General features: G+C 45.2%; 21 protein-coding genes, 1 pseudogene and 1 riboswitch. Of the genes and pseudogenes, 18 read left to right on the top strand and 4 right to left on the bottom strand.

The features are described from left to right. The 6 genes from NQ489_RS15205 to NQ489_RS15180 all read left to right on the top strand — a co-directional run bounded on the left by NQ489_RS15205 (nucleotide 1) and on the right by NQ489_RS15180 (nucleotide 5,563). Nucleotides 1-1,074 carry a branched-chain amino acid ABC transporter permease gene (locus NQ489_RS15205; protein ID WP_021651649.1) on the top strand — a complete coding sequence of 358 codons (1,074 nt, stop codon included), beginning with the start codon at nucleotides 1-3 and terminating at the stop codon, nucleotides 1,072-1,074. Nucleotides 1,075-1,076: 2 nt separating this feature from the next. Then, nucleotides 1,077-1,835, top strand: coding sequence for an ABC transporter ATP-binding protein (locus tag NQ489_RS15200; RefSeq protein WP_021651650.1), 759 nt, complete (start codon nucleotides 1,077-1,079; stop codon nucleotides 1,833-1,835). Nucleotides 1,836-1,849: 14 nt separating this feature from the next. Then, nucleotides 1,850-2,560: an ABC transporter ATP-binding protein gene (locus NQ489_RS15195; RefSeq protein WP_015526086.1), complete on the top strand. Its 711-nt coding sequence runs from the start codon at nucleotides 1,850-1,852 to the stop codon at nucleotides 2,558-2,560. Between the two features lie 10 nt (nucleotides 2,561-2,570). Next, the gene (locus NQ489_RS15190) at nucleotides 2,571-3,191 is read left to right on the top strand and encodes a cytidylate kinase-like family protein (RefSeq protein ID WP_044961567.1); all 621 of its coding nucleotides are present in this window, start codon (nucleotides 2,571-2,573) and stop codon (nucleotides 3,189-3,191) included. Between the two features lie 102 nt (nucleotides 3,192-3,293). Then, nucleotides 3,294-4,058 carry a polysaccharide deacetylase family protein gene (locus NQ489_RS15185; RefSeq protein WP_021651652.1) on the top strand — a complete coding sequence of 255 codons (765 nt, stop codon included), beginning with the start codon at nucleotides 3,294-3,296 and terminating at the stop codon, nucleotides 4,056-4,058. A 182-nt stretch (nucleotides 4,059-4,240) separates the two neighbouring features. Then, nucleotides 4,241-5,563, top strand: coding sequence for a replication-associated recombination protein A (locus NQ489_RS15180; protein WP_021651654.1), 1,323 nt, complete (start codon nucleotides 4,241-4,243; stop codon nucleotides 5,561-5,563). A 28-nt stretch (nucleotides 5,564-5,591) separates the two neighbouring features. Here NQ489_RS15180 and NQ489_RS15175 read toward each other — a convergent pair whose 3' ends face one another. From NQ489_RS15175 to NQ489_RS15165, 3 genes are read right to left on the bottom strand one after another with little or no spacing between them, the layout of a single operon-like run. Continuing rightward, nucleotides 5,592-6,104, bottom strand: a complete 513-nt coding sequence (locus NQ489_RS15175) for a DUF4364 family protein (protein ID WP_021651655.1) — start codon at nucleotides 6,102-6,104, stop codon at nucleotides 5,592-5,594. 14 nt (nucleotides 6,105-6,118) lie between these two features. Beyond that, a complete protein-coding gene (locus tag NQ489_RS15170; RefSeq protein WP_021651656.1) occupies nucleotides 6,119-7,060 on the bottom strand; it encodes a TIGR01212 family radical SAM protein in 942 nt (313 codons plus the stop codon). Beyond that, complete coding sequence (locus tag NQ489_RS15165) at nucleotides 7,060-7,749, bottom strand: YesL family protein (RefSeq protein WP_021651657.1); 690 nt, start codon at nucleotides 7,747-7,749, stop codon at nucleotides 7,060-7,062. The genes NQ489_RS15170 and NQ489_RS15165 overlap by 1 nt, the downstream gene beginning before the upstream one ends. A 239-nt stretch (nucleotides 7,750-7,988) precedes the next feature. On the opposite strand from NQ489_RS15165, the gene NQ489_RS15160 reads away from it, so the two are divergent. After that, complete coding sequence (locus NQ489_RS15160) at nucleotides 7,989-8,306, top strand: YerC/YecD family TrpR-related protein (protein ID WP_015526079.1); 318 nt, start codon at nucleotides 7,989-7,991, stop codon at nucleotides 8,304-8,306. A 130-nt stretch (nucleotides 8,307-8,436) separates the two neighbouring features. Here the strand turns inward: NQ489_RS15160 and NQ489_RS15155 are convergent, their stop codons facing one another. Then, complete coding sequence (locus NQ489_RS15155; RefSeq protein ID WP_021651658.1) at nucleotides 8,437-9,057, bottom strand: DUF1836 domain-containing protein; 621 nt, start codon at nucleotides 9,055-9,057, stop codon at nucleotides 8,437-8,439. Nucleotides 9,058-9,202: 145 nt separating this feature from the next. Between NQ489_RS15155 and pcrA the strand changes: the two genes are divergently transcribed. From pcrA to NQ489_RS15100, 11 genes and pseudogenes are all read left to right on the top strand, one after another. Then, nucleotides 9,203-11,446, top strand: a complete 2,244-nt coding sequence (gene pcrA, locus NQ489_RS15150) for a DNA helicase PcrA (protein WP_044961576.1) — start codon at nucleotides 9,203-9,205, stop codon at nucleotides 11,444-11,446. A 101-nt stretch (nucleotides 11,447-11,547) separates the two neighbouring features. Continuing rightward, a riboswitch (cobalamin riboswitch) is annotated at nucleotides 11,548-11,837 on the top strand. A 106-nt stretch (nucleotides 11,838-11,943) separates the two neighbouring features. After that, a complete protein-coding gene (locus tag NQ489_RS15145) occupies nucleotides 11,944-13,038 on the top strand; it encodes an ABC transporter substrate-binding protein (protein ID WP_021651660.1) in 1,095 nt (364 codons plus the stop codon). A gap of 14 nt (nucleotides 13,039-13,052) precedes the next feature. After that, nucleotides 13,053-14,138, top strand: coding sequence for a FecCD family ABC transporter permease (locus NQ489_RS15140; RefSeq protein ID WP_021651661.1), 1,086 nt, complete (start codon nucleotides 13,053-13,055; stop codon nucleotides 14,136-14,138). Further along, nucleotides 14,138-14,893, top strand: a complete 756-nt coding sequence (locus NQ489_RS15135; protein ID WP_021651662.1) for an ABC transporter ATP-binding protein — start codon at nucleotides 14,138-14,140, stop codon at nucleotides 14,891-14,893. Before NQ489_RS15140 ends, NQ489_RS15135 begins: the two co-directional genes overlap by 1 nt. 36 nt (nucleotides 14,894-14,929) lie before the next feature. Further along, the gene (locus NQ489_RS15130; RefSeq protein ID WP_044961569.1) at nucleotides 14,930-15,283 is read left to right on the top strand and encodes a CGGC domain-containing protein; all 354 of its coding nucleotides are present in this window, start codon (nucleotides 14,930-14,932) and stop codon (nucleotides 15,281-15,283) included. A gap of 219 nt (nucleotides 15,284-15,502) precedes the next feature. Then, nucleotides 15,503-15,733: a hypothetical protein gene (locus NQ489_RS15125; protein ID WP_015526073.1), complete on the top strand. Its 231-nt coding sequence runs from the start codon at nucleotides 15,503-15,505 to the stop codon at nucleotides 15,731-15,733. 210 nt (nucleotides 15,734-15,943) lie between these two features. Next, complete coding sequence (rlmD, locus tag NQ489_RS15120) at nucleotides 15,944-17,437, top strand: 23S rRNA (uracil(1939)-C(5))-methyltransferase RlmD (RefSeq protein WP_186582415.1); 1,494 nt, start codon at nucleotides 15,944-15,946, stop codon at nucleotides 17,435-17,437. 87 nt (nucleotides 17,438-17,524) lie between these two features. Then, nucleotides 17,525-17,986: pseudogene (locus NQ489_RS15115) on the top strand (virulence RhuM family protein); the annotation flags it as partial. A 128-nt stretch (nucleotides 17,987-18,114) separates the two neighbouring features. Next, nucleotides 18,115-18,537, top strand: a complete 423-nt coding sequence (tnpA, locus tag NQ489_RS15110) for an IS200/IS605 family transposase (RefSeq protein ID WP_227945547.1) — start codon at nucleotides 18,115-18,117, stop codon at nucleotides 18,535-18,537. Continuing rightward, nucleotides 18,537-19,634 carry an IS200/IS605 family element RNA-guided endonuclease TnpB gene (gene tnpB, locus NQ489_RS15105; protein ID WP_147603607.1) on the top strand — a complete coding sequence of 366 codons (1,098 nt, stop codon included), beginning with the start codon at nucleotides 18,537-18,539 and terminating at the stop codon, nucleotides 19,632-19,634. The genes tnpA and tnpB overlap by 1 nt, the downstream gene beginning before the upstream one ends. Before the next feature lie 153 nt (nucleotides 19,635-19,787). Further along, nucleotides 19,788-20,960 (top strand): ROK family protein, encoded by a 1,173-nt coding sequence (locus tag NQ489_RS15100; RefSeq protein WP_021652511.1) that lies wholly within the window; start codon nucleotides 19,788-19,790, stop codon nucleotides 20,958-20,960. Nucleotides 20,961-21,088: the final 128 nt, after the last annotated feature.

Below are 21,088 nucleotides of genomic sequence, written 5' to 3'. Positions count from 1 at the left end.
ATGAAGAATATGAAAAACAAAACAACAAAAAATAACATGATCAACTATGGAATTGTCATTGTGCTTTTTGTGATCGTACAGGCACTTTCCTCAACTGGAAATCTTTCCAGACTTCTTATGGGACTTCTTGTTCCCCTTTGTGTTTATACCATTGCATCAGTTTCTCTGAACCTGGTAGTCGGTTTTTCCGGTGAGCTGAGCCTTGGACATGCGGGCTTCATGTGCGTGGGAGCTTTTTCCAGTGCCCTGTTTTCACAGGTTGTTGCAGACTCCATTCCGCAGGTTCCTCGCTTTATCCTTGCAATCCTTGTAGGTGCGGCAGTTGCAGCACTGTTCGGTGTGATCATCGGTATTCCGGTACTTCGTCTCCGCGGTGACTACCTGGCTATTGTTACACTGGCTTTTGGTGAGATCATCAAGAACCTGATCAATGTACTTTACATTGGCGTGGATGACAAAGGACTTCACGTTGCAACAAGTGCAGCCGGTCTTCATCTGGAAGCCGGCGGAAAGCAGATTCTCAAAGGTGCCCTTGGTATTTCGGGAACAGCAACTCTTTATAAAGATATCAAGAATTACTTTTTCCTGATCGGCGTGATCCTGCTTCTTCTCACATTGTTTATTGTACAGAACCTTGTAAACTCCAGAAGCGGACGTGCTATTATGTCAACCAGGGACAACCGTATTGCAGCGGAGTCTGTAGGAATCAATATCACCAGATATAAGCTGCTGGCATTTACAATTTCCGCAGCCCTTGCAGGAGTGGCAGGTGTGCTGTATGCACATAACCTTTCTCTTCTGAAGGTATCTGTATTTGATTACAACATGTCCATCCTGGTACTGGTATATGTGGTACTTGGCGGGATCGGAAATATCAGAGGATCGATCATCGCAACCATTATCCTTTATGCACTGCCTGAGCTTCTCCGCGGATTTGCAAACTACCGTATGCTGATCTATGCCATCGTACTGATCATCATGATGCTCTTTAACTGGGCACCGGCAGCAAGAGACTGGAGAGCACGTATGGTAGAGAAATTCAAAGGCAAAAAAGAGAAAAAGGAGGTGGCCTGATCATGGCAATGCTGGAAGTAAATAATCTGTCTATCCAGTTCGGCGGTCTTCGTGCTGTTGACGGCTTTAATATGACCATTGAGAAGGGACAGCTCTATGGACTGATCGGACCTAACGGTGCCGGTAAGACAACTGTATTCAACCTTCTTACAGGCGTGTACAAGCCTACAGAGGGAATCATTAAACTGGACGGCCAGGACATCACAGGAAAAAGCACCATTGAGATCAACAAGGCCGGAATCGCTAGAACTTTCCAGAATATCCGTCTTTTCAAGGATATGCCGGTTCTTGACAATGTAAAAGTAGGACTTCACAATCATCATCCATATTCCACACTGACTGGGATCTTAAGACTGCCGAAATATTACAAGGTAGAAAAAGAGATGAACGAACGTGCCATGGAGATACTGAGGGTGTTTGATCTGGATAAGGAAGCAGACACTCTGGCAGGAAATCTGCCTTATGGTAAACAGCGTAAGCTGGAGATCGCTAGAGCTCTTGCCACAGAGCCAAAGCTTCTTCTCCTGGATGAGCCGGCGGCTGGTATGAACCCGAATGAGACACAGGAGCTGATGGATACTATCCGTTTTGTGCGGGAGCATTTTGATATGACTGTTCTTCTGATCGAGCACGACATGAAACTGGTGGGCGGTATCTGTGAGGAACTTACAGTTCTGAACTTCGGTCAGGTACTGATCCAGGGTGAGACATCTGCAGTGCTGAAAGACCCGACGGTTATCACTGCATATCTGGGAGAATAAGGAGGAACGAGACAATGGCAATGTTGGAAGTAAAGGACCTCCAGGTCTATTATGGTGTGATCCAGGCTCTGAAGGGAATTTCTTTTCATGTAAATCAGGGAGAGGTTATTGCGCTGATCGGTGCCAATGGCGCCGGAAAGACAACCACACTTCAGACACTTACCGGAATTCTTTCTCCGAAGTCCGGAAGCATTGTGTTTGAGGGAAAAGACCTCACAAGAACACCGGCGCATAAGATCGTAGAGATGGGTATGGCGCATGTTCCGGAGGGAAGACGTGTATTTGCGGATATGTCCGTTTATGAGAATCTGCTCCTTGGAGCTTACACAAGAAAAGACAAGGCAGAGATCGCAGAGAGCCTTGCTGGTGTATACAAGAGATTTCCGCGTCTGGAAGAACGTAAAGGACAGCGTGCCGGAACACTTTCCGGTGGTGAGCAGCAGATGCTTGCCATGGGACGTGCACTGATGAGCAGACCAAGGATCATTTTGATGGATGAGCCGTCCATGGGTCTGTCGCCGATTTTTGTAAATGAGATTTTTGACATTATCCGCGAGGTAAGTGAGAGCGGAACTACAGTGCTTCTGGTTGAGCAGAATGCGAAGAAGGCTCTTTCCATTGCGGACAGAGCGTACGTTCTGGAAACAGGAAGCATTACTATGGATGGAAAGGCAGAGGATCTTCTGAATGACGAGGCCGTTCAGAAGGCATATCTTGGAGAGTAGGGGGAAAGACATGGATAATTTCGTAATTACCATTGCAAGACAGTATGGAAGCGGTGGACGTACCATCGGAGAGGAGCTTGCAAAGAAATTAGGGATTTCTTACTATGACAAGGATATCATCCGCATGGCATCTGAGGAGAGCGGCATTCATGAGCAGCTTTTTGGAAGGGCAGATGAAAATGTCAGCACAAAGCAGAGATTTTTTGCAAAGTCCGGAATCTACAAGGGTGAGCTGATCCCGCCTCAGAGTAAGGATTTTACATCCGATGAGAACCTGTTTAATTATCAGGCAAAGGTGATCCGGCAGCTGGCAGAAACAGAGTCCTGTGTGATCATCGGACGTTGTGCAAATATGATCCTGAAGGATTATTCCAATGTTCTTCGTGTGTTTGTTTACGGAGACTGGGATTTCCGTATCCGTGAGGCAAGTAAGAAACTCAGCGGAACTACAAAGGATATTGGGAAATTTATGCAGAAGGATGACAAACGCAAAGAAGATTTCTGCAAACGTTTCATGGGTGTTGACTGGGCAGACATGACGAAATACAATCTGTGCCTGGATAACGGTACCCTTGGTTATGAGAAATGCGTGGAGGAGATCGAGAGTGCACTTGAGATCCTGAAAAAATAAGACATATATCAGAGAATATTCCCCGGGAAAGAAAAGCCAAAAGTCTTTTCCCGGGGATTTTTTCATATATTGTGGAAAAGTATATTTGATCCGGCGGGAAATATGGATAAGCGAAAAAAATATTTCTGTGTAGTGGCAATGGTATTGATCCTGCTCAGCGGATATGGAAAAATCTCAGACAGTGCATTTCGGATGCGGGTGACCAGAATGATCGCCGGTGAGGGGATGTTCCGGCTGGTGGCGGCGCAGTACAGACAAAAAGTAGCAGAACCGGTGGCTGAGACAGCCTCTGACAGAAGCGAAAAAGAGGATCGTCCACGTGTGGCTCTTACCTTTGATGATGGACCGCATGCAACATATACACCTCTGCTTCTGGATGGCCTGCGGAAGCGTGGGATCCATGCCACATTTTTTCTTATGGGAAAAAATATCCGGGGAAATGAGGAGATCGTAACGCAGATGCAGAGAGACGGTCATCTCATCGGTAATCACACGTATGATCACGTGCAGCTTGATAAGCTTCCCGGTGATCAGGCCTGTCAGCAGATCATAAAGACGAATAATGAGATCTACGAGATCACCGGAGAGTATCCCATGTATCTTCGCCCGCCCTACGGGGCCTGGCCGAAGGATCTGGAGCTCTGTGTGACCATGCTGCCGGTATTCTGGGATGTGGATACTCTGGACTGGAAATCAAAAAATGTCCGTTCTGTGGAAAATATCGTTCAGCGGGAAGTGAAGGATGGCTCCATTATTCTGATGCATGACAGCTTTTCTACCTCCGTGGAAGCGGCCCTGGAGATTGCGGATATGCTTACGGAAGAAGGATATGACCTGGTAACTGCAGATCAGCTGCTGGTGATGTAACTGTGATTTGCCGAAAAGGCAGAAACGATTGCTTTTTTATGTGCAAACAGGTAAAATTATAAAAATAAGGAATCTGTCCGTATGCCGGAAACAAATGAAACGATCGTTGCCGGATACAGATCTATGAAAAGAATACGGATCGTGAATATCCGCTTTTTACAGAAAATACAGGAGTGAAAGCCATGGATTTATTTGAATACGCAAAGTCAAAAACGCTGGATCAGGAGTCACCTCTTGCATCCAGGCTGCGTCCGCGAACGCTGGATGAGGTGGTGGGACAGCAGCACATCGTAGGAAAAGATAAATTGCTGTATCGTGCCATAAAGGCGGATAAGCTGACATCTGTTATCTTTTACGGCCCTCCGGGAACCGGAAAGACCACCCTGGCAAAAGTCATCGCCAATACCACAAGCGCCAGCTTTACCCAGATCAATGCAACCGTAGCAGGGAAGAAAGATATGGAAGCAGTTGTAAAGCAGGCACAGGACGATCTCGGCATGTATGGGAAAAAGACCATTCTGTTCATTGATGAGATCCACCGTTTCAACAAGGGACAGCAGGATTATCTTCTTCCCTTTGTGGAGGACGGAACCATCATTCTTATCGGGGCCACAACAGAGAATCCATATTTTGAGGTAAACGGAGCGCTTCTTTCAAGATCGATCATCTTTGAATTGAAGTCCCTGGAGATACCGGAAATAAAGGAACTGATCCTGCGTGCGGTTAACGATCCGGAACGTGGAATGGGAAGCTATGGGGCGGTGATCGAGGAGGATGCTTTGGAATTTCTGGCAGATATGGCAGGAGGAGACGCCAGAAGCGCCTTAAACGCCATAGAACTGGGAATCCTCACCACACCTCGTGATACAGACGGTAAGATCCATCTGACCCTTGAGGTGGCTTCTGAGTGTATCCAGAAGCGGGTGGTGCGCTACGATAAGAACGGAGACAATCATTATGATATCATTTCTGCCTTTATCAAGAGCATGCGAGGCTCCGACCCGGATGCGGCAGTCTATTATCTGGCAAAAATGCTCTATGCAGGAGAAGATGTGAAATTTATCGCAAGAAGGATCATGATCCTTGCTTCCGAAGATATCGGAAACGCAGATCCCCAGGCCCTCTGCGTGGCAACGGCAGCAGCACAGGCAGTGGAACGTGTGGGAATGCCGGAGTCCCAGATCATTCTTTCCCAGGCAGTTACATACATGGCCTGTGCACCCAAGAGCAATTCTGCAGTAAATGCCATACAGGAAGCCATGCGCTGCGTGAAGGCGAAGAAGACAACCGTTCCGGTGCATCTGCAGGATGCCCATTATGGTGGCCACGAAAGTCTGGGTCATGGTATCGGATATAAATATGCCCATGATTATCCGAACCATTATGTAAACCAGCAGTATCTGCCACCAGAAATCGAAGGAGAACATTTTTACGAGCTCAGTGATATGGGATATGAAAAGAAACTGAAAGAGCATATGAAGAAGATCCACGAAGAAGCGAAATAAATGAATATAAGTAAAACGGAGGAGCCTCTCAGAGCAGCTCCTCCATTATTTTGTCATAAACATTCTGGTATTTATAAGGCCAGCTTTCACATACAGACTGTGCAGCAGCAAGATTTGGCACATTGATGCTGAGATCAACGATGCTGACGCCGCTTTCGATGATCCGCAGACGTACCGAGTAGCTGCCCTCTTTGGTGGGATAGTAATCTGCAGGAGTCAGGAGATGTTCTTCGATCTTGCGGTGGAGGGAATTGAGATATTCTTCCACTTCTTTCTTGATGTCAGAGGAAAGTTCTTTGGAAAAATATTTCAGAGTGTTTTTTCCCTCGGAGGTCAGTCGATAGTAACTGCGGTTGGACTGTGAAGACATTTCCACCAGATCTGCCTCCACAAGTTCGGAAACTGCCTGCTGGAGCTGAAAATAATTGGTGTATTTCCGGTCCAGGATAAAATCGGTGATCTGGGAATTTGTGAGATCCCCATCGGAATTCTGCAGCATATATAAAATAATAAGCTTATAGGTTGTAAAAGGTGATGCCATAAGAATCCTCCTTTTTACTGGCTGCGGGAAAGGGCTTCGAGAGCTTTTCCCTGAAAACTTGCTATTTCTTTCATCCGGTGATGAAGAAGGTTTAAAACTTCTCGTTTGCGGCTGGCCCATAAAGGTGCGATCAGCAGATCCTTCGGTCCGTCGCCGGTGACCCGGTGGATCACGATATCCGGTCTGAGATGTTCCAGACAGTCAATGACAAGGTTCAGATACTCGTCCCGTTCATAAGTGCGGAAAAGACCGGATTCATGATCAGCGGCAAGATCTGTACCACGCAGTACATGAAGAAGCTGCAGCTTGATCCCCTGGATATCCATGGCGTTCAGATAAGCCATTGTTTCCAGGATATCCTTCCGGCTTTCGCCGGGAAGCCCCAGGATGGTGTGGACGATCACTTCGATGCCGCCTGCGCGGAGATTTTTTACTGCGGTATCAAAACAGGACAGTGGATAGCCGCGCCGTATATATCTGGCGGTATCTTCATGGATAGTCTGGAGTCCCAGCTCCACCCACACCGGTTTGATCTGGTTCAGGGAATAAAGAAGCTCCAGTACATCATCTCCCAGACAGTCCGGTCTGGTACCAATGGACAGTGCCACGATATCCGGATGGGAGATGGCTTCTGTGAAGATCTTACGCAGGTGTTCCACAGGAGCGTATGTGTTTGTATATGCCTGAAAATAGGCGATATATTTATGAATCGGGCGTTTGGAAGAGAGACTTTTGATCTGTGTGTTGATCTGCTCTGTAATGGAAAGAGCGGCGTTTGCTGCAAAATCTCCGCTTCCGCCCTGGCTGCAGAAGATGCAGCCTTTTTTGCCCAGGGTGCCGTCACGGTTGGGACAAGACATGCCGCCGTTTAATGCAACCCGGTAGACCTTTTCGCCGTATCGCTCCCGGAGCATATAGTCCAGAGAATGATAAGGCTTGTCGTTCCAGCGCTTCATTATGCCTCTTTCGGTTCGTTTTTCTCTTCGCCGTTTTCTTCGTTTTCATCTTTCGGTATATAGTTATCGAAGATCTTTACAAAGATCTTTGATTTCCAGTAGGCCAGCGTGGAAAATCCCATCAGAATAAAAAGCATGATCAGGATGGATGTAAACTGTGCGTAGCTCACATAAGCAAAAAGCCACATCAGTAGGAGCGGAGACGCAGAGATCACAAGCATCAAAAGTGTCAGCGGAAGATGGCGGACGGACATCAGGAATGCATTTACAAAGGTATTCTTGACGGAATTAAAAAATTTGGAAAGGATCGGATAAATGTACAGAAGGATCATCGCATAGATCAGTGCAAATGCAATGAACAGACTGAAAAGTCCTTTGTACATAGCTCCGCTTCCGGCTCTGGCGATCCGAAGATCGATAAACAGAACAGCAGCGGTGAGGAGCATGATGATATTGATGATGGTCGCCTGTTTGAAGTTCTGTTTGAATGAGCGGAAAAAGCTGCGGGCAATATAAGATTCTTCGTCTCTTGCCATCTTCAGTGTGACATAGTAGAGAGCTGTTATGGAGGCGCCTGCGGTGACAACCGGAATACAGCAGAGGATGCACAGAAAATTCAGAAGAAGCAGGTCTGCTACGCGTCCCATGAACACGAAGAATTTGTTGTCCATGTTGAAAAAACGATTCATTTGATAAGTCTCCTTTTCTTTTGGATATTATTTTAAGTATACCCAATCACAGCAGAAAAAGCAAATCCCAAATGTTTTCCGGGGCAGTGGAAATGGGAAAATCATGTGTCCGCTATAGAAAGACAAAATAGCGAAATAGTTTATTAAATTTCCTTAAAAGGCTTGCTTATCACGATTTAGAGTGTTAAAATATCAGTATTGTATTAGACGAAATTTATGTATTTTAAAGGAGCGTAACAATGAGCAAAAAAATCAGGACGGAGGCTGTGGATCATCTTTTTGAAGCGATCCTGTGCCTGAAGGATAAGGAAGAGTGTTATACATTTTTTGAGGATGTGTGCACCATCAATGAGCTGCTTTCTTTATCTCAGCGCTTCGAGGTAGCCAAGATGCTTACTGATAAGCGTACATACCTTGATATTTCCGAGAAAACAGGAGCTTCCACAGCTACGATCAGCCGTGTGAACCGTTCCCTGAACTATGGAAATGATGGTTATGAGATGGTATTTGCACGTATGAAGAAGGATAACGGGGAGCAGGGCGGCGAAGCAGAATAAGGCTTACGTCCATACCGTGATGATAACGGATAATGCTGTAACGAAAAAGAGACAGGCGATCGTGCGTCTGTCTCTTTTTTTTCGGTGCGCCCGGCGACGCACGTTTATGACCGGATGTGAGCTCCGGATATTATTTGTCTTTTTTTGAGGAATCCGTATCTTTTGAGGAATTCATGTGGTCGATCATGTTTTCGATGATCATTTTTTTCATGTATACGTCGAAGCTAAGAAGACAGATAAAGGAAAACTGGTGAAGGAATTCCTTATCCTCCGGGTCGGCGTCCTCAAAAATTTCTCCGGCACTTTTGAAACGGCGCATAAGATCCTTTTCCAGGTAACGGATCTGTGACTGCTCCATACTGAAAACCTCCTGGTAGATGTAAGTCATGTCCTTTTCTGTAACGGACTTGAAGTATTTCTCGGTGATCGGTCCCAGAAGGGTCTGGATATCACTGATGGAGAGGATATTTTTAAAATAGTAGATAAAGATCAGCATCAGCAGATGCTCCCGGGAATACCGCTTTTTTTCCGGCGGGGGAAGGAGCTTGTTCTTTGCGTAATTGTTGATCATGGTCTTGGTCAGGATCTTGTCATCATCATGACGCTTGGTGGAAGCGAGATTATCTTCCATAAAGGTTGTGACCTGATCCATGTAAAGAGCAATATTGGGAATTTCATCGGGTTTTATATAATCAAGCTCAGCAATTTTTGCAAAAATGCTGTTCATCATTTCTTTTTCGTTTTCTGTCATCGCATTATCACCTCTGCTCCCTATTATATAGTTTTAAATACTACTTGTAAAGAAACTTTTTTTCAGAGAGGTGGGTTTACCGGAAAGTAAAGTCATGATAGTATATAAAGATACTGTTCATATGGAAAAAGAAATGGAGATCAAAATGAGTATACATGATGCTTTGGACACATTGAATCCTATGCAGCGGGAAGCTGCCGTACATACAGAGGGACCACTTCTGATCCTCGCAGGAGCCGGTTCCGGAAAAACAAGAGTGCTGACCCACAGGATCGCCTATTTAATGGAAGAAAAGGGTGTAAACCCATGGAATATCCTGGCGATCACCTTTACCAACAAGGCCGCCAGTGAGATGCGGGAACGCGTGAATAAAATTGCGGGAATGGGTGCGGAGAGCGTATGGGTCTCCACCTTCCATTCCGCCTGCGTGAGGATCCTGCGCAGACATATTGAGGTGCTGGGCTTTGGCAGTAATTTTACCATTTATGATGCCGACGACCAGAAAACAGTCATGAAGGAAATCTTCCGGAAATTTGATATCAATACCAAGATTTACAAGGAACGCGCTGTTCTTGCTGAGATTTCCCATGCCAAGGATGAACTGATCACGCCGGAAGAGATGGAGCTGAATGCAGGCGGCGACCCGGACGCACGGAAGATTGCCGGTATGTATAAGGAATATCAGTCTATCCTCCGGGGAAACAATGCGCTGGATTTTGATGACCTGATCGTGAAGACTGTGGAGCTTTTTCAGCATAATCCGGATATCCTGGACTATTATCAGGAACGTTTCAAATATATTATGGTGGATGAGTATCAGGATACCAATACTGCCCAGTTTAAATTCGTAAGTCTTCTTGCTGAAAAATACAAGAATCTCTGTGTGGTTGGTGATGATGATCAGTCCATCTATCGTTTTCGTGGAGCAAATATCGGGAACATCTTAGGCTTTGAGAAGGTTTTTCCAGAGGCTAAGGTGGTGCGCCTGGAACAGAATTACCGTTCTACCCAGAACATCCTCAATGCAGCCAATGAGGTGATCGTCAACAACACAGAGCGTAAGGAAAAACGCCTCTGGACAGAGAACGAAGAGGGCGATAAAGTACATTTCCGTCAGTTCAACAACGGATTTGAGGAAGCGGAGTATGTTGCAGGAGAGATCATCCAGGGGCGCCGCAACGGGAAATTCCAGTACAAGGACTGTGCAGTACTTTATCGGACCAATGCCCAGTCTCGTCTCTTTGAGGAGAAATTTCTCCTGGCAAATGTTCCGTATAAGATTGTCGGCGGCGTGAACTTTTATGCCCGCAAAGAGATCAAGGATCTGTTAAGCTATCTGAAGACCATTGACAATGCCAGTGATGATCTGGCTGTGCGCAGGATCTTAAATGTGCCAAAAAGAGGGATCGGACTCACCAGCATCGGCCGTGTCCAGGACTATGCGGATATGATGAACCTGAGCTTTTACGATGCGCTCCGCGTGGTGGAGGAGGTACCGTCCATTGGCAGGGCAGCAGGAAAGATCAATGATTTTGTATCCTTTATCCAGGGACTGAAAAGTAAGGCAGAGGCCTATACAGTCCGTGAAACCCTGGAAGAGGTCATTGAGCTTACCGGTTATGTGAAGGAACTGGAGGCAGAGAAAACGGAGGAGGCCCAGGCGAGAATCGAAAATATCGATGAGCTGATCTCCAAGACAGAATCCTTCCAGGAAGCCATGGAGGAGGCCGGACAGCCGGCAACACTTTCTGCATTTCTGGAGGAAATCGCACTGGTGGCAGATATCGATTCTGTTGATCCGGATCAGGATTATGTGCTGCTGATGACCCTTCACAGTGCCAAGGGACTGGAGTTCCCAAATGTATTTATCGTGGGAATGGAGGACGGTGTTTTTCCGGGATATGCTTCCATCTGGTCCGGTGATCCGTCGGATATCGAGGAGGAGCGAAGGCTCTGTTATGTGGGGATCACCCGTGCCATGAAGGAACTGACTTTAACTTGTGCAAAACAGCGGATGATCCGTGGGGAGACTCAGTATAACCGTGTGTCACGTTTTGTAAGGGAGGTTCCACGGGAGCTGGTAGATCTTGGACATACCATTCAGGAGAAAAAGCCCAGGGTAGATGATATCGTATCTCCGAAAAGCGCCTATGCCCAGATGAAAATGAATTTCCAGGCAAAGAGCACCCTGCAGAAAAAAGATTTCACAGTGAAGAAGGCGGACAGCCTGGACTATGGTGAGGGAGACACGGTCCGTCATGTGAAATTCGGAGTCGGTATCGTAAAAAATATCGCAGACGGCGGCAGAGACTACGAAGTGACGGTAGACTTTGACAAAGTCGGCGTGAAAAAAATGTTCGCCGGTTTTGCCAAGCTGAAAAAGATCTGAGAGGGATCTCTCCGGGCAGACTATTTCTGCAAAAAACTGTAAAAATCCGGCCTCAAGGTTGTAATTGGAAAACCGGTATGTTAGAATCAGTATCAGCGTAATTGAATTGCTGTGAAGTGAACAGTATCACCGGCACATATGCTGCCGGATACTGTGAGAGGGAATCGGGTAAAAAGCCTGAGCGGTTGCGGCCACTGTATACAGAAGAAGGGATTTCACATGCCATTGCAGAAACTCATGTGAGAAGGCGAAATCCCGATGTCAGAGAGATTCTGGAGAAAATTCTGATACATCATTCATGATCGGCTAAAAGATGAATGGTGTATCAGTTTTTATTTTGCGGAGTTTTTTCTGAGTCTGTAAGTCAGGAAACCTGCTTGACAGTATGTAAGTGGGAGCTTCCGTACAAAGTGTTCCGTGCAGATTTTATGAAGCCCCATCTTTTCGGTTACCCATAGGCAACAGGAGATAAAACAGGCGAAAAGAGAGGAAATGAAATGAAAAACAAGTATGTATCCACAAGAATCATGGCAATGGTAATGGCAGCGGCAATGACCGTATCAGCGGCTCCGGCTGTTTATGCCGCAGAGAGAGCAGACTCCGAGACCATCAAGGAAGACAACCAGCCGGCAGCAGAAGACAGTACAGAGTCTGCAGACACCGAAGATTCTTCCGCAGAGGCAACCAAGACAGAATATCCTCTGACCATCACAACCTATGATTACGATGGAAACGAAATCGAAACCACTTATGAAAAAGCACCGGAAAAAGTCCTTGCTGTATATCAGGGAAGCATTGAGACTATGCTCGCACTTGGTCTGGAAGACCACCTGGTAGCTACCGCAGGTCTTGATAATGAAGTTCCGGAAGATCTCAAAGAAGCATTCTCAAAAACAAATTATCTTGACGAATTTACCCCATCCCTTGAAACTGTAACAATGCTGGAGCCGGACATGATCTTATCCTGGAGCTCTCTTTTCTCTGATAAGAATCTGGGAAATGTAACAGACTGGATCGACAAAGGCTGCAACACCTACTACAACACCAATACTCGTCCGGACGGCGACAGAACACTGGAAAATGAATTCACAGATATCTTAAATATCGGAAAGATCTTCGATGTACAGGACAAAGCACAGGCTATCGTTGATGATGCAAAAGCAGTGATCGACAAAACTCTTACTGCAACTGCAGATGTAAAAGACAAACCAAGCGTAATGGTATTGGAGCCTCTTGGAGATGACATCACAAACTATGGCGTAAAGAGCCTTGGCGGAGATATGGTAACACAGTTAGGCGCAACTCTTGCAAACCCGGATGCTTCCACCGTTGGAAAAGAGGATATCATCGCAGCCAACCCTGACGTGATCTTTGTGGTTTACATGCCATATGCAGGAGATGATCCGGAAACTGTTAAGAACAGCCAGCTTGCAGTGATCCAGGATGATGAGTCCCTGAAGAGCCTTGACGCAGTAAAGAACGGACGTGTTTACCCGATCATGCTCAGTGAGATGTATGCAAGTGCAACACGTACCCAGGACGGAATCGAAACTTTTGCAAAGGGATTATATCCGGACGTAAATCTTGACTGATCGGAGAAAATGCAGTGAAAGAAACAGCTTCACAGAGAAAAAAAGATAAGGTGTTCAGAACATCCATGTATGTGGCAGTTCTCATCGGACTTGCAGGATTCCTTATTTTTTCCATACTTGCAGCCATCACTTTTGGAAATGCGGATCTGTCACTGAAGGATGTATACAGCGTTATCGCTTATAAATTGTTTCATATAAAAAGTCTGTCCGCCTATGCGGAAGGCGCAGTTCATGATGTTGTGTGGCTGATCCGGCTGCCTAGAGTCCTTCTGGCTCTGGCAGTTGGAATGGCTCTTTCCGTGTGCGGCGTGGTGATGCAGGCTATCGTGCAGAACCCGCTGGCAGACCCGTATGTGCTGGGTATCTCATCTGGTGCATCTCTGGGTGCCACACTGGCCATCATGCTTGGAATCGGAAGCTTTCTTGGTGGAAACTCTGTGGGAATCACAGCTTTCATTGGCGCGATGATCACTTCTTTTGCGGTGATCGCCATTGCAAACATGGGTGGAAAGGCAACTTCCGCAAAACTGATCCTTGCGGGAATGGCGGTCAGCGCAGTCTGTTCTGCTTTTTCCAATTTTGTCATTTATATTACCAATGACAAAAATGCGGCAACAGAAGTTATGAAGTGGAGCATGGGAAGTCTTGCCGGAGCAAGCTGGACCAGAGTGGGTGTAATGCTTCCGGTCATGCTGGTGTGCGTGGCTGTTTTCTGGACGCAGTACCGGAACCTGAATCTGATGCTTCTGGGAGATGACGTATCCATTACCCTTGGAACAGATCTGCACAGACTGCGGACTTTTTATCTGATCGTTGCTTCTGTTATGATCGGATTTGCCGTGTACTGTGCCGGTGTAATCGGATTTGTGGGACTGGTGATCCCTCATGTGGTCCGGATCCTTTTTGGAACAGATCACAGAAAACTGCTCCCCTTAAGTGCGCTTCTTGGTGCATCGTTTCTGATCTGGTGCGATGTGGCATGTCGTGTGATCCTTAAAAATTCCGAGATGCCCATCGGTGTGCTGGTATCCATTATCGGTGCTCCCTGCTTTATTTATCTGCTTGTGCGGAAATCCTATGGATTCGGAGGTGCCCGGTAATGAAGATCACCACAGAAAATATTCAGGTTGGCTTTCACGCCAGACAGATCCTGAAGGGAATCTCCATGGAATCCCAGGATAAGGAACTGGTAGGAATCATCGGACCAAACGGAAGCGGAAAATCCACTTTGCTGAAATGCATTTACCGTATTCTGAAACCAGACGCAGGAGCCGTGTATCTGGACGGCGAGGAGCTTCATTCCATGAGTGTTCGAAGCTCTGCGAAAAAAATGGCCGTGGTGGCACAGCACAATTATTATAATTTTGATTTTACGGTCCGCGAGGTGGTTCTTATGGGGCGTGCGCCTCATAAAAAGACTCTGGAACGGGACAATGCAAAAGATTACCAGATCGTGGATGAAGCGCTGAAAACCGTACAGATGGAGGCGTTTGCAGACCGTACCTTTTCCACTCTTTCCGGAGGAGAGCAGCAGAGGGTGATCCTGGCAAGAGCACTTGCCCAGCAGACCTCTGCACTGATTCTGGATGAGCCTACCAATCATCTGGACATTACCCACCAGATCATGCTGATGGAGCTGGTGAAAAAACTTAATGTAACCGTGATCTCCGCTATTCACGATCTGAATATTGCAGCAGCATACTGTGATAAGATCTATGTACTGAAGGACGGAGTTCTGGAAGGTTACGGAACGCCGGAAGAAGTCCTGACCCCGGAGCTGATCCGCAGGATCTATAAAGTAGAAGCGGAGATCGTTTACGACAGCCGCGGAAAGATGCATATTTTGTTTTTATGATTCTGGCTGTGAGGCGGGATGCATAGAGGGAAAAAGATGAAAAAGATCGGGATTTTGACATGCCTTAATTCCAATGATGTGTGTACCAGGGCAGGATGTCTGTCTGCATTTCGGGAAAGAAGAGATTTTTTTTCCGGCTATCCGGAAGATACGATTCTGGCAGCTGTGATGACATGCAACGGATGCAAAGAAACCAATGCAAAAGAACCTGCTGAAGATGAGGGGATTTTGGAAAAGGCAGATCGGCTGGTCAGTGAAAAGATCAGCGTCATCCATGTCGGGGTATGCCGTCTGAATGAGGAAAAAAAGGAATGTCCGCGGATAACACAGATCTGCGGTCTGATAGAAGAACGCGGGATCAAAGTGATCCGAGGAACCCATAAAGAATAAGAGAAAACCGCCGTATCTTTCCGGAAATGCCGGAAATACGGCGATTTTTTTACAGAATGTTTCTGCGAAAATTTGTGTAAGTTCTGGTAAAACCAGACATATGGTGGTATAATAAGAACATTAAAAAAAGGCTCGGGTGCAGCGACCTCAAAAAACGCTGCGCTGCAGATTTACTGACAGAAAGTACAGCCGAACAGAAAGAAAGGATGGTGCAGTGTTATGAATTTAAATACAACAAAACTTGAAGAACTGCTCGCAACACTGAAGAAAAAAGAAGAAGAGAAAGATAAGAACACAGTCCTTTGGGTACTGGCGATCATCGGTGCTGTTGCAGCTGTTGCTGGTATTGCGTTTGCAGTATACCGTTTCTTCGCTCCGGATTATCTGGAAGATTTTGAAGAAGATTTTGATGATGACTTCGATGATTATTTCGAGGATGAGGAAGAGTAAGAACTTTCACTGCAGAGGCTGTTTTGAGCAGATCAGAATGGCTGTCTGTTATGTATGAATATGAGAAGCGGATAATTGAAGCCCCGGCGCGATACCGGGGCTTGATTTTTGAAGACGGACCGTGAAACGCTGGCGTTCATGAGCAGACAGTAAAGAGGATCCTGAATGTTCGAATTATTGTCTGCTGGTTATAAAACAGAAAGAGGATTTATGAAAAAAGGTGAAATTTACGAAGGTATTATAGAAAAAGTGGAATTTCCAAACAAAGGTTTTGTTTGGGTTGATGACCAGAAAGTAATTGTAAAAAACGGAATCCCGGGACAGAAAGTCCGGTTTATGATCAATAAGAAACGTTCCGGCCGGGCGGAAGGACGTCTTCTGGAGGTCCTGGAGAAATCTCCGCTGGAGACAAGAGAACCTGCCTGTCAGGAGTTTCCGGCATGCGGCGGCTGCATGTACCAGACCATGAGCTATGAGGCACAGAAGGATATGAAGGAACATCAGGTGAGGGAACTTCTGGATGGGGCAGTAAGAGAGAGCCTGGCTAAGATCGGGAAGAACGGTGATGGGACAGAAGAAGCTGAGGCTGCAGATCGTTTATATCACTGGGATGGAATCTACGGCAGTCCTATTGAGTTCGGGTACCGCAATAAGATGGAGTTTTCCTTTGGGGATGAGTATAAGGATGGGCCGTTGTCCCTTGGACTTCACAAGAAGGGAAGCACTTACGATATCCTGAATACGGATGATTGTAAACTGGTCCATCCGGATATGACGAAGATCCTGGTCTGCGTGCGGGAATTTTTCCTGGAGCGTAATGCCAGCTTCTATAAAAAGCTGCAGCATGTGGGGTATCTTCGACATCTTCTTCTTCGAAGAGGCGTCACAAGTGGTGAAATCCTGGTCCATGTGGTAACCACTACCCAGGAAGAATATGATCTGGAGCCTCTGAAAGAACAGCTTCTTGCACTTCCGCTGGAAGGGAAGATCGTAGGGATCATGCACATTTTAAATGATTCTTTATCCGACGTGGTACAGAGCGACGAGACGAAGATCCTTTATGGAAAGGATTATTTCTATGAAGAACTCCTTGGACTGAAATTTAAGATCAGCACCTTTTCCTTTTTCCAGCCAAATTCCCTGGCTGCAGAGATCCTGTATTCCAAGGTGCGGGAATATGTAGGAGATACCAGAGATAAGGTAGTGTTTGATCTTTACAGCGGAACAGGAACTATTGCACAGCTCGCGGCGTCCGTTGCCAGCGAGGTGATCGGTGTGGAGATCGTGGAAGACGCGGTAAAAGCCGCCAGAGAAAACGCTGCACTTAACGGCATTGATAACTGCCGTTTTATTGCCGGGGATGTGCTGAAGGTTCTGGATGATGTGCCGGAGAAACCGGATATGATCATCCTTGATCCGCCCAGAGATGGCGTTCACCCCAAAGCCCTTCCAAAGATCCTGGCTTACGGCGTAGACCAGATCGTATACATTTCCTGCAAGGTTACAAGTCTTGTGAGAGACCTCCCGGCATTTTATGAGGCAGGATATGAGATGACCCACGCCTGTGCAGTGGATCAGTTCTGCCAGGGCGTTCATGTTGAGACCGTGTGCCTCTTGAGCAACCGAAAACCAGATACTACGGTAAAACTCAGCGTGGATATGGATGATTACTACCGTATTATAAATGGTAAAGATGCAGAATAATGATTTTGTCATAGTGGCTGTGTTGAATTTCTATTTTTTAAATTGTTCACATTGATAATGTATCTGATTTTGGAGGAAAATTAATTTATGGACAAAGAAAAAGCAGATATGATTATTTATACGACAGAGGATGGTCTGACGAAAGTTGAAACTACTTTTGATGGTGATACCGTCTGGTTGTCCATTGATCAGATGGCAGAATTGTTTCAGAGAGATAAATCAACCATTTCCAGACATATTAAAAATATATTTATAGAAGGTGAATTACAGCGGGATTCAGTTGTTGCAAAATTTGCAACAACTGCTTCTGATGGAAAAGTTTACAATGTAGACTATTACAATCTTGATGTTATTATTTCTGTTGGCTATCGTGTAAAATCAAAACAGGGAACACAGTTCAGAATTTGGGCAACTGGGATTTTAAAAGAATACATGAGAAAAGGTTTTGCTTTAGATGATGATCGTTTGAAAAATCTAGGTGGCGGTGGATATTTCAAGGAATTGTTGGAGAGAATCCGTGATATTCGTGCATCCGAGAAAGTGTTTTATCCAATGCGTCGTAAAACTCCTTGCTTCCGCTATGGGGATATAAGACGCGTCCATCGAATTTATGCAAGTAATTGAAGATGGACAAAATAGTAATTGTATTAACTAATAAACCATAGTATAATACAAATATGAACACAACATATAAATCAAACAACAATGTCGTCTATTCCTGTAAATACCATGTAGTATGTCGTCCAAAGTATAGACGAAAAGTATTAATTAATGGTGTGGACGTCCGGCTGAAGGAGCTGCTCACAGAGTATGCTGCAAATCTTTCTGTAGACATTCTGGAAATGGAGATCATGCCAGACCATGTTCATATGCTTTTGGAAGTAGATCCTCAGTTTGGCATCCACAAAGCTGTAAAGTCATTTAAAGGCTATACGTCCAGAATTTTAAGACAGGAATTTCCCTATCTTAAAACGAAAATGCCGACTCTCTGGACAAACAGCTATTTTGTATCGACGGTGGGCGGTGCTCCGCTGGAAACAGTAAAACAGTATATTGAAAACCAGAAAACATCGCAGAGACAAAAGGATAAGATGGGATAATGCAAAAAGGAATTAAATTCAGAATCTACCCGAACAGAGAACAGAAAAACTTCATCCATCAGACCCTGGGATGCTGCCGGTTCATCTACAACCGGGGACTTGCCATGCGGAAGGAAGGCTATGAAAATGGGGAAAAGATCGGCTATTCCCAGACTTCCGCCATGCTGACTGAACTGAAAAAGCAAGAGGAGTTTGCCTTTCTGAAAGCAGCAGATTCCATTGCATTACAGCAGTCTTTGCGGGATCTCGACCGGGGATTTGTGAATTTCTTTCAGAAACGGGCTTCCTATCCAACCTTCAAAAGTAAACATAACCGGTTCCAGTCATACAGAACGGTAAATCAAAAAGATAATATTCGTATTGTGGGAAGATATATCAAACTTCCGAAACTTGGATTTGTTAAAATACGGCAGTCGATGGAAGTGGAAAAGATTAATCACGTAATCATTGAGCACACACCGGCTGGAAAATATTTTGCGGTTTTAAATGTTGATTTTGAACCGGAACCACGCTCAAATGCTGGCGGAACGATAGGGATTGATGTCGGAATCAAAGCATTCTACTCCGACAGTAATGGAAATATGGTATCAAATCCCAGATATCTGGAACGCTCAATGCGAAAACTCATAAGAGAACAGCGCAGGCTTTCCCGAAAACAAAAAGATTCCCATAACCGCGAGAAGCAGCGGATCAGGGTGGCAAGAGTGTATGAGAAAGTAACCAATCAGCGGAATGATTTTCTGCAGAAACAGTCAACGATGCTGGTGCGTGAAAACCAAACCATCTGTATTGAAGATCTGAATGTTAAGGGGATGATCCGGAATCATAAACTGTCAAAATCGATAGCGAGTGTTTCCTGGGCAAAATTTTTTGAAATGCTGGAATATAAAGCTGGCTGGTATGGAAATGAAATTCACAGAGTACCAACGATGTATCCGAGCAGTCAGACCTGCAGCTGTTGTGGCTACAGAAATCCACGGATAAAAAATCTGGGCATTCGTATCTGGGAGTGTCCCAAATGCCATGCGGTTCATGACCGGGATACGAATGCAAGTATCAATATTCTGAAAAAAGGACTGCAGATGCAGTCTGCATAAAGATAAAAACTGTACCGTAGGGCATACGGGAACAGTATAAATATAGCTTGTGGACACTGTGTAAGACATTGCAGTACCGTAAGGTGTTTGCCAATGCAGTAGTGGGAGAAGCAAGAATCCCCCTGCTTTAGCTGTGGGGAGTGTCAAAAAACATTGCTTTACAAGAAGAATAAAAAAGCATATAATTCTTTTATAATATATTTAATAAAAGAGGGTAAGAAAACGGAAAATAAAGATAAAAAAAATATAACAAGAAAAAGAATAATTAATTATGTGCTGAACAATCATGTTACATCCAAGGCGGGAATCGCAAAAGATTTAAATTTGAGTATGCCGACTGTGTTAGCAAATGTGAATGACTTGTTAGAAAAAATGGTGTTGGAAGAAACTGGGGAATATGCTTCGACCGGTGGAAGAAAGGCAAAAAGTATAGGGATTAATAAGTCATACTGTCATGCAATGGGAATTTTGATTACAGCGAATCATATAGAAATGGTATTAGTAAATCTTGGAGATGAGATTATAAAAAAAGATCGCATCCGTTTAAAATTTACGGCAGAATTATCCTATTGTACAGAAGTGGCACAAAAGGTCAAAACTTTTCTTGAAGGCGAATTAGCGAAGGATACGCTACTTGGGATTGGAGTGGCGATTCCGGGAATTATTGATCAGAAAGAACGGATCGTTTTAAAATCCCATGCTTTAGGTATAGAGAATTATAGTCTGCGCTTTTTAGAGCAGGCTTTGGAAATTCCAGTATATTTTGAAAACGATGCTAATGCTGCAATGCTTGCAGAAAAAAAGCAAAAGTATCCAAATGCGATATATCTGTCTTTGAACCACACCTTAGGAGGCGCATTCTGCATAGATGGAAAGCTGTTTCGAGGGCAGAACCAGAAAGCAGGTGAGTTTGGTCACATGATACTCGTTCCCGGTGGAAGAAAGTGTTATTGTGGTAAAGCAGGATGTGCAGATGCATATTGTGCTGCAAGTGTACTGACACAAGATAACAGGCAGTCACTGGATGCATTTATGGAAAAAATTGAAAGTGGTGATGAAAAAATTTTGCAGACATGGAATGAGTATCTGGATCATCTTGCTGTTTTGATATCAAATCTGCGGATGGCATATGATATGGATATCATACTAGGAGGTGATGTGGGAGGTGTATTGTCAGATTATATGATACCACTGGGAGAAAAAGTGATGGCATATAATGGCTTTGAGCATGATGTTTCATACTTAAAAAATTGTTCGTATAAGAAAGAAGCGTCGGCTGTTGGAGCCGCGAAATACTTTTTTACAAAACATATGGCAGAATTGTAAATTTTTTGAACGCAGATAAGCAGTCCACCGCATCTGGTGCGCAGGGCATCAAGCGTTGGGTAAGGGGATGTTCACTCTGTTGGAGTTAAAAGCTCCCACTGACAGGTTGCAAAGTGAATGCAGATGTC

It is taken from the genome of Blautia sp. KLE_1732_HM_1032 (assembly GCF_025147905.1).
Classification (GTDB): Bacteria; Bacillota; Clostridia; order Lachnospirales; family Lachnospiraceae; genus Blautia_A; species Blautia_A fusiformis.
This window is presented reverse-complemented; position numbering and strand designations above follow the sequence as displayed.